Source organism: Robinsoniella sp. (genome assembly GCF_034124845.1).
The window spans coordinates 1-9,070 of sequence record NZ_JAWYAJ010000449.1; the positions used below are offsets into that span (position 1 = coordinate 1).

The 9,070-nt window shown below is 38.3% G+C and carries 7 protein-coding genes; 3 read left to right on the forward strand and 4 right to left on the reverse strand.

Going from position 1 to position 9,070, the window contains the following annotated elements; genetic code table 11:
- Positions 1-141 precede the first annotated feature (141 nt).
- Positions 142-270 carry a hypothetical protein gene (locus tag ACH2DQ_RS22155; protein WP_394913094.1) on the forward strand — a complete coding sequence of 43 codons (129 nt, stop codon included), beginning with the start codon at positions 142-144 and terminating at the stop codon, positions 268-270.
- Positions 271-364: 94 nt separating this feature from the next.
- Positions 365-3,004, forward strand: coding sequence for an alanine--tRNA ligase (alaS, locus tag ACH2DQ_RS22160; RefSeq protein WP_394913095.1), 2,640 nt, complete (start codon positions 365-367; stop codon positions 3,002-3,004).
- A 232-nt stretch (positions 3,005-3,236) separates the two neighbouring features.
- Here the strand turns inward: alaS and ACH2DQ_RS22165 are convergent, their stop codons facing one another.
- From ACH2DQ_RS22165 to ACH2DQ_RS22180, 4 genes are all read right to left on the reverse strand, one after another.
- The gene (locus ACH2DQ_RS22165) at positions 3,237-5,801 is read right to left on the reverse strand and encodes an ABC transporter permease (protein ID WP_395028365.1); all 2,565 of its coding nucleotides are present in this window, start codon (positions 5,799-5,801) and stop codon (positions 3,237-3,239) included.
- Positions 5,802-5,864: 63 nt separating this feature from the next.
- The gene (locus tag ACH2DQ_RS22170) at positions 5,865-6,542 is read right to left on the reverse strand and encodes an ABC transporter ATP-binding protein (protein ID WP_394913097.1); all 678 of its coding nucleotides are present in this window, start codon (positions 6,540-6,542) and stop codon (positions 5,865-5,867) included.
- Between the two features lie 159 nt (positions 6,543-6,701).
- Complete coding sequence (locus ACH2DQ_RS22175) at positions 6,702-7,940, reverse strand: sensor histidine kinase (RefSeq protein ID WP_394913098.1); 1,239 nt, start codon at positions 7,938-7,940, stop codon at positions 6,702-6,704.
- A complete protein-coding gene (locus ACH2DQ_RS22180) occupies positions 7,924-8,643 on the reverse strand; it encodes a response regulator transcription factor (RefSeq protein WP_394913099.1) in 720 nt (239 codons plus the stop codon). Before ACH2DQ_RS22180 ends, ACH2DQ_RS22175 begins: the two co-directional genes overlap by 17 nt.
- A gap of 282 nt (positions 8,644-8,925) precedes the next feature.
- Here ACH2DQ_RS22180 and rpsU point away from each other — a divergent pair.
- On the forward strand, positions 8,926-9,070 hold a 145-nt coding region (rpsU, locus tag ACH2DQ_RS22185), incomplete at its 3' end, for a 30S ribosomal protein S21 (protein WP_395028368.1).

Below are 9,070 nucleotides of genomic sequence, written 5' to 3' on the forward strand. Positions count from 1 at the left end.
AAAAAGGGTATCATCAAATTAAGGTGGATTAGAGCCGTACAGAAAGTAATTTTCAAGTACGCATGGCTCTCTGGCGGGTTTGCAGCTATAAACGCCGCTTCCGGCGGGAGCCTGTGAGCCACAATTTATGGAGGTAGCTAAATGGAATTTTGGGTAGTGTTTGTACAAACTGTAGTGAAGATGGTTTTAGTAGCAGCAGTGGCATTCGGGGGAATAAGATTTGGCAAGTTTCTGCGTGACCGCAAGGATGCGAAAGAGGCGGCAGAGTAAATGACTTATCTAAGAGCGTGTTTGAAAAATGAATTCTAAAACACGCTCAAGGAGGTCTGACGAAACAACGAAGGATAATCAGGAGGATAGATTTGTGAAGAAATACGGTGTAAATGAACTGCGTAAAATGTTCCTGGAGTATTTTGAAAGTAAGGGACATTTAGCAATGAAGAGCTTTTCTCTGGTTCCGCATAATGATAAAAGCTTATTATTGATCAATTCGGGAATGGCTCCATTAAAGCCATATTTTACAGGTGCGGAGATTCCGCCGAGGAAAAGAGTGACTACCTGTCAGAAATGTATCCGTACAGGTGATATTGAAAATGTAGGTAAAACAGCACGTCATGGTACGTTCTTTGAAATGCTTGGAAACTTCTCATTTGGTGATTATTTTAAGCATGAGGCGATTACCTGGTCATGGGAGTTCCTGACAAAAGTAGTCGGACTGGATGAGAACAGATTATATCCTTCTGTTTATCAGGACGATGAAGAAGCATTTGAGATCTGGAATAAAGAAATCGGAATTGCTCCGGAGCGGATTTTCCGTTTTGGAAAGGCTGACAATTATTGGGAGCATGGTGCAGGTCCCTGTGGTCCCTGTTCAGAGATATATTACGATCGCGGTGAAAAATACGGATGTAACAGCCCGGACTGTACCGTAGGCTGTGAATGCGACCGCTATATGGAAGTATGGAATAACGTATTTACCCAGTTTGAAAATGATGGGGAAGGCCATTACGAAGAGCTGCAGCAGAAGAATATCGATACCGGAATGGGACTGGAAAGACTGGCTGTAGTGGTACAGGACGTGGATTCTATTTTTGATGTGGATACGATTGCAACCCTTCGCAACAAAGTATGTGAACTTGCTCATGTGAAATACAGAGAAAGCGAAGAAACAGATGTATCCATCCGTTTGATTACAGATCATATCCGTTCTGCAACCTTTATGATCTCTGACGGAATTATGCCTACAAACGAAGGCAGAGGGTATGTACTGCGCCGTCTGATCCGCCGTGGAGCCCGTCATGGACGTTTACTGGGAATCCAGGGTAAATTCCTGGCTGATTTAAGCGCAACGGTTATTGCTGAGTCTAAGGACGGATATCCGGAGCTGGATGAAAAGAAAGACTTTATCTTCAAAGTCCTGACACAGGAAGAAGATAAATTTAATAAAACAATAGACCAGGGTCTTACGATTCTTGCAGGAATGCAGGAAGATATGGAAAAAGCAGGAGAGAAGATTTTATCAGGCGTAAATGCATTTACCCTGTATGATACTTATGGATTCCCGCTGGATCTGACAAAAGAGATTCTGGAAGAAAAAGGCTATTCCATTGATGAGGCAGGATTCAAAGCAGAGATGGAAGAGCAGAGAAAGAAAGCCCGTGCAGCCCGTGAAGTAACCAATTACATGGGAGCTGATGCTACGGTTTATGACGAAATAGATCCGTCTGTGACTACGGAATTTGTAGGATATGACAACTTAAGTGTTTCTTCTAAGATTACAGTACTCACAACAGATAAAGAAATTGTGGAAGCAATTTCAGATGGTGAAGTGGGAACAATATTTGTTGAGCAGACTCCTTTCTATGCTACCATGGGTGGACAGGAAGGCGATAAAGGGATCATTAAGACTGCAGATGCAGAATTTGCTGTAGAAGATACCATTAAGCTGCTGGGCGGCAAGGTTGGACATGTAGGTAAAGTAGTAAAAGGCATGTTCAAAGTGAATGATACCGTTACACTGGAAGTGAGTGCAAAGACAAGAACAAATACCTGTAAAAACCACAGTGCAACCCATTTGCTGCAAAAAGCATTAAAGACAGTATTAGGAACTCATGTAGAGCAGAAAGGTTCTCTTGTAACCCCAGACCGTCTGCGGTTTGACTTTGCACACTTTGCTCCTATGACAGAAGAAGAGATTACGAAGACAGAAGCTCTGGTAAATGAAGAAATACAGGCGGCACTTCCGGTCGTGACAGAAGTCATGAACGTGGAAGAAGCCAAAAAGAGCGGTGCTATGGCTTTGTTTGGTGAAAAATATGCAGATGATGTACGTGTGGTTTCCATGGGCGAATTCTCTAAAGAATTATGCGGTGGTACGCATGTGGCAAATACCGGTATTATCACAACCTTTAAGATAGTTTCAGAATCAGGAATTGCAGCAGGTGTACGCCGTATTGAGGCACTGACAGGTGACGGTGTATTTGCATACTACAAAGAGATGGAAGAGGAATTGCATAAAGCTGCAAAACTGGTAAAAGCAACTCCCGCTACTTTGCTGGAAAAACTAAACCATATGACGGCAGAAGCAAAAGCAATGCAGAGTGAAATTGATTCTCTGAAGAGCAAGCTTGCAAAAGATGCACTTGGAGATGTTATGGATCAGGTAGTAGAGGTGAAGGGCGTAAAACTTCTGGCTGCAAAACTTGCAGATGTGGATATGAACGGTCTTCGTGATCTCGGTGACCAGTTGAAAGAAAAACTGGGTGAGGGTGTAATTGTTCTGACATCCGTAACCGACGGAAAAGTAAGTCTTCTTGCAATGGCGACTGATGCAGCAATGAAACAGGGCGCGCATGCAGGTAATCTGATTAAAGGAATAGCAGCTCTTGTTGGCGGTGGTGGCGGCGGCCGTCCGAACATGGCACAGGCAGGCGGAAAGAACCCGGCAGGTGTGGATGATGCGATCGCTAAGGCTAAGGAAGTGCTGGAGAGCCAGATGAAATAAAGTGAATAAAAATGTAAAAGTAAAAAGAAAACATCGGCATTTTGTCGGTGTTTTCTTTTTTCTTGAGGAGAGATAATTAAAAATTGGTTATATTAATACTAACAAACATATCTTTTGAATAACTTATGAAGCTGCTCCGTATAGCCAACCAGTATATATAGCTCTGCAATAAGAAGCTTCATAACTCCAAGAATGAAGTTTAAGGGTACCCAGCACTTTTTCATATCTCAATTTACTTTGTATTTTTAATATTCTCCCCAATACTCTCTCTTAATAATTTTTTCGCCGGAAACAAACAAATGATAAACATTCCGATGTGATATATAAGTAGAACTATCGTAAGTGCAGTCCAGGGTGCCAGAGTATTAAATTTTGATATAACATACGATATTTTATCAGATGTTGTCATCTCCACCACGTTAAGAAATATAGAAGAATCAAAATAATATTTCCCAAAACAGATAGTGAAACCTAAAAAAAGAACCAAAATTAATGAAATACATTGAGTTCGAAAAAAAGAACTGAGATACATATATAATAAATCCTTCTTTCCCATTCCAAGCGCCCGGAAAATGCCACAACGTTTTTTACTGCTTTCTGCCCTTGCCAGCATAATATTCCAATGTATGATGGCTGCTAAAAGCATCGTGGAAAGTATCAGGATGATTGAAAGGCTTAAACTGGAAAACATACTTTTTTGTGTAAGTTCCTTTTCAATTCTCCAGTTCTGAAAGTCCGGGCTGCTATTTTGGATGGAGGCCATCTGCCTGTCCGTTAATTCATAGTTGGCATCTATATCGGCATATGCAAATAATGCTTCGAAGGTTGATCTGCCTTTGGGATTTTCCAACTTTTTATAAAAATTGTCAGAAGCAATTATGCCATAGGGAAATTCTGTTAAGTAGCCAATCGTTGATTTGTACTTATCTTTTAGTTCTCGTATAATACCGCCGATTTTTACTTCAATCCACCCGTTTTCTCCTTTGATGCTGAGTATATCCTGAGGAGAAAGTGTTGTTTCCTTCCATTTAGATAATCCATTCTGATTTTCTTTGACTGAAGTGCCTCCAATATCTTCATAGTCTGGTAATATCAAAATGATTTCATTTCCATCAGTGAACCTATCTTTGTTGATCCCTCCTTCATCAATTTCATTCACAAAATAATTGTAAAAAAGTTCCTCTGGGTTAATTCCGAACACATAAGTAAAAACGTCATTTGTCCTTGTTAAATAGTCTAGAGAGTTGTCAGTTGCCGTATGAGCACGTTCTGGATAATATTGCCGTATTATTTGTTTAGCATAATTACTGGAACTTTTATTATTCCAAGATAGTGGGAGATACCCACTTGCACGCAAAGTACATACATTTTCAATACCATAGACCATGCTGATTTGTGATAGCATGTCTTCTGGAAAATGGTATAGGGGGTTAGCTTTTGCCGCCAATGTGGAACCATAAATATAATCTGGCTTCCACTCATGGTTCCATTGTTCATATGAACGATATCTTGTCAGCGAAAGAAAAATAAATAATAATATAATTCCCATGCATAAAGTAGAGGTTGCCAGAGAGAGTAAGGAATTTTTTCTATCCAAAACCCGTTCCCGTCGAAATATTTCGTTTTTTGAAAAAGCTCTTTTGCATGGTTTTGGAATAAACAGTGAATTGTGTTGTTTACGTTTAAAGTTATGTAAAAGGGAAATACACATTCCACCCCACATAGAGACAGAGATAATCAATATGCCCAGTACTATGTGGCCAATATCAAAATCAGGATAAATGGTCATAATTTTTGTTTGATTTAGTAATTTCAATATTAGAACAGTAATACCTAGCCCCGAGATACAACCAAAAGGAATTGACAAAGTCCAAATATAAAAGGCTTCCCATATAATTAGCCTTCTGATTTTTTTTCCATCGGCGCCAAGAACAGACATTAAACGGAAACCCTGATTACGGCGACGCAAAGAGTAGGAGAAAATCTGGCATAGAAAAAATATAGTTAAGGCACTTATAATAGCAACAAATAAGTTTGGACTCGACAGCAGATCTGATTCTTTTTTTATTCCACCAGGTAAATCATAATAGGTATAATCATTTACAAAAAAGGTTCTGTTCGTTATTTTTTTTAAATCCTGCAATGCCGGAAAATATTTTTCTTCCACATCTACCAAGAGTTTCTTTTGAGAAGGAAGATCCTGAAAGGCAGAAGGAATACCGATAGCAGAAGGCAGTGCATAAGCATCTGTTTTCCAATAATTAGAGTAATCCTGTAATACTCCACATAAGCGAAAAGACTTTACTGTAGTTTTTTCTTTCATCTCCAGGCTATCTTGAGAGACAATGGTTAAGTTTATGTTCTGCCCTAAATCATAGGAATATCCCATATTGCTTAAAGCGCTCATTTCCAATGCTATCTCATCAGCATGTTCTGGGAATGTACCGTCTAAAAGCGTTAATCTACCAATATCAATCGTATCTTTATCGATGGATCCTATCCATCCTTTTGCTTTATCGTTTTGTACAATGTAGCCGTATGTTTCTATACTTGCAACATTTTTTACTATTTTATGCCCTTTCAAATCATTTTTCATAGAATCAGATGCTATGGAGACGGATGCACACCAGGCACCATAGAGATTTTTTCTCTGTTCTAATTCTGTTTTACGCATACTATCCTGAAAGATTAAAACAACTAATACTAGAATCATGGCACAAGCAGATACAAAAATCATAGTAATGGTATCTTTTTTTCTTCTTCGGATACCCAGACAGGCAAGGGAATAATTATTCATTCTCATCGTCTCATACCTTTCCTTTATAGAACATGTACTCCATCAGACACTACTCTTATCCTGTTATACAGAAAATTTATTCATGATTTTACCGTCTTCAAGCATAATAATTCTGTCTGCCTGGCGGGCTAAGTCCAGATCATGCGTAACCATAATAGTGGTCTGTCCAATTTCTTTTTGAAGTGATTTTAACAGCGCCATGACTTCTCCACCACTTTTAATGTCAAGATTACCGGTAGGTTCGTCTGCTAATAATAAATCTGGGCGTATACTGACAGCTCTCGCAATCGCAGCCCGCTGTTGTTCTCCGCCAGATAATTGCCCGGGATAATTATTTTTTTTGTTCCGCAGATTAAGCCTGTCCAGGATCTCTTCAATGAAGGCGGAATCAACCTCCTGTTCATCTAAAAAAGTTGGTATCAATATATTTTCATAAAGCGTAAATTCAGGAAGAAGATAGAATGCCTGAAAAACGAAGCCCAGTTTTTTTCTACGTACAGCAGCCAGTTCGGATTCATTTAGTTTTGCTAAATCCGTGTCATTTAACATTACCTTCCCAGCGCTGGGAGATTCTAAACCTCCCATAATATTTAGAAGAGTCGATTTACCAGATCCGCTTCTTCCGATAACGGTATTGAACGTCCCCTTTTCGATGGATAAATTAATTTCCTGCAAAGCAGGTGTGGATATGATACCATTTTGATAAATCTTTGTTACATTTTCTATGTACATAATCTCCATATAGCGACCTCTCTATTTTCTAAACTTGTTCCACACAAATAGTGACGCACAGCTGTAAGAAAGTATTGTCAAACACGCGCTAAAGCGTTTTCATATTAATTTTATTATAATACATAAACCTTACAATTCAGTGACAAACAGCCATTCACAGTGCAGGTATCAGATTTCATGCTCGTAGGTATCAGAACCCGTTAATACAGGAAGAGAAATGATGATACATACTCCGTCAATTCTATTTTCAGCAGAAATAGTACCATGATGCCCTGAGATAATTGATTTTGCCATATGAAGGCCAATTCCGGTATGTCCGGACTGATCCTTGGGGAGAATGGAATAGTATCTTTCGAAAATTTTAATAAGATCTCTTTCTTTTAGTAGTTCCCCGGTATTTCTTATTTCTATTTTCAGATTACCAGGATTCCGCATTAAATGAATGTTAATAACGCTATTTTGATAGGCCGCCTGAATGCTGTTCTTAAGCAGATTTTCAAAAGCTTCTGTCATCCATCTGTCATCATAGATAAATTCGATATTTTCCAAACCGTCGTATTGAACGGTTATGTTCTTTTGGAGCGCTAAAGGAGTCAGTCTAATCCAGGCATGTTCTATTGTATGCTTTATATGATTATGGCGGTAGAGGAAGACAGATGTTTCATTCACCCTATTCGGATGAGATAATAGCTCCTGGATGATATTATTTATTTTGTCTAATTGAGTAAGGCATGATTGTAGTTTTTTACTTTTTATTGGATCAATTTCTTTTTGCTGAAGACCTTCAATGTATAAACAACATGCTGTCAACGGAGTTTTAAGCTGATGTATCACATTTTCGAAGTCTTTTTTTATGTTCTGTTTTTCAAAGAATCGAGATGCTTCCATCCAATCTATTCGATCGGAAACCCATTTTATATTATGGGTGATTTCTTTCCATATACCAGGCTCAGGTAGATGAACATCCGTATTTTTGGAAAAATGGTTTATGGCTCTGATTTTTATACTGAGGTTCTGGAGGCTTCTATAAAAATAGCATAATTCTCTTCTGGTAATAAAAAGAAAAAGGCAGGTGCTAAGGAATATGCCCAGACATGGAAATAAAACATTTTTTTTCATTCTATCCAACATAACAAGAGAACGGGTGATTTCATAGCCATGATCATTAAAATAATTCCTGCCTTCTAATTCGGCACCAGTTTCATTTAGAGAAAGCAAGCGGTTGATAAATTGATTATCCGGATTTCCATACTCCTGTATGATGAGGCCTAATGCTGCGTTTTCATATCTTTCATACCTTTTCTCCATAACAAACAAGGAATAGAAGAGCAGGCAGAAGAAAAGAATTGCTGTTAGAACAGCTGACAGGATTATATTTCTGAAATTACGTTCATCTTTCCAATTCATATTGCCGCCTTTCTTTTTCGTAAATTGCTATTGCCCAACGATAGCCATAGCCTCTGACGGTTTCTATATATTCACATCCATTGAAAGTACTGATTTTCTTTTTGATCCGGCTGTAATATACTGTAAGTGTATTATCTTCAGGGAAACTGCCTGTTTTATCACTGAGCAGCTGCAGTAACTGATTTCTGTTAACCACTGCGCCTTTGGCAGAGATTAATTCCATACAAAGCAGGAACTCCACAGGAGACAGGTTTATTTCTTGATTATTGCTTTTGACTGTATAATTTTGTATATCAAATGTCAAATTGCCGCTGTGGCGGATAACCCCTTGTTGCTCTTGTATATTATGTTTTTTTAACTGGACTTTTATCCTTGCCAGAAATTCACCAAGCCGAAAAGGTTTACTAAGATAATCATCTGCACCAATTTCTAGGCCATGGATGATATGCTCTTCTTGATTCAGAGCGGTCAGAAAAATAATTGGGACATCAGAGACAGCTCTGAATTTTTGACATAGGCTATAACCATCTCCATCCGGTAAGCGGATATCCAGAATACACAAATCAATTTGTTGTTTTCTGAAAGTGTGCAGTGCGGACATGAGGGTATTGGCAGGGAAGACCTTATAGCCTTCCGCCATCAGAACTTCAGTTAACTCAGTTCTTAATGCTTCGTAATCTTCCACTAATAAAATTTGTATCATAACTTTCTCCCTAAAACTGAATAATAATAAGATGACAGTTTTTGATTAGCATATTATTATTTAGTCATCTTTAAACAAAGTATAACATTTTATGCATGGTTAATCTATGAAAAACATAATAAGATTGGTGTTTTAGGGAAGTTTGAAATTTGTATTCGAAAAAAATGCAAAATTAGTTGACGTATGTAAAAAATATGATATAATAACTATTAGTGCAATAAAAATACCCGTACAGTTGTATTATGCACAATCTACAACTGGAGGGAGGTTAGGTGTGAGACTATGTCAAATGTAATCGTAAAAGAAAACGAGACTTTAGATAGCGCTTTACGTCGTTTTAAAAGAAACTGCGCTAAAGCTGGTATCCAGCAGGAAATTCGTAAAAGAGAACATTACGAAAAACCAAGCGTAAGACGTAAGAAAAAAT

Excerpts from the sequence above, each read along its gene's own strand:
- ACH2DQ_RS22180 (WP_394913099.1), bottom strand. The coding sequence starts at position 8,643 with ATGATACAAATTTTATTAGTGGAAGATTACGAAGCATTAAGAACTGAG.
- ACH2DQ_RS22175 (WP_394913098.1), bottom strand. The coding sequence starts at position 7,940 with ATGAATTGGAAAGATGAACGTAATTTCAGAAATATAATCCTGTCAGCT.
- ACH2DQ_RS22170 (WP_394913097.1), bottom strand. The coding sequence starts at position 6,542 with ATGGAGATTATGTACATAGAAAATGTAACAAAGATTTATCAAAATGGT.
- ACH2DQ_RS22165 (WP_395028365.1), bottom strand. The coding sequence starts at position 5,801 with ATGAATAATTATTCCCTTGCCTGTCTGGGTATCCGAAGAAGAAAAAAA.
- ACH2DQ_RS22155 (WP_394913094.1), top strand. The coding sequence starts at position 142 with ATGGAATTTTGGGTAGTGTTTGTACAAACTGTAGTGAAGATGGTTTTA.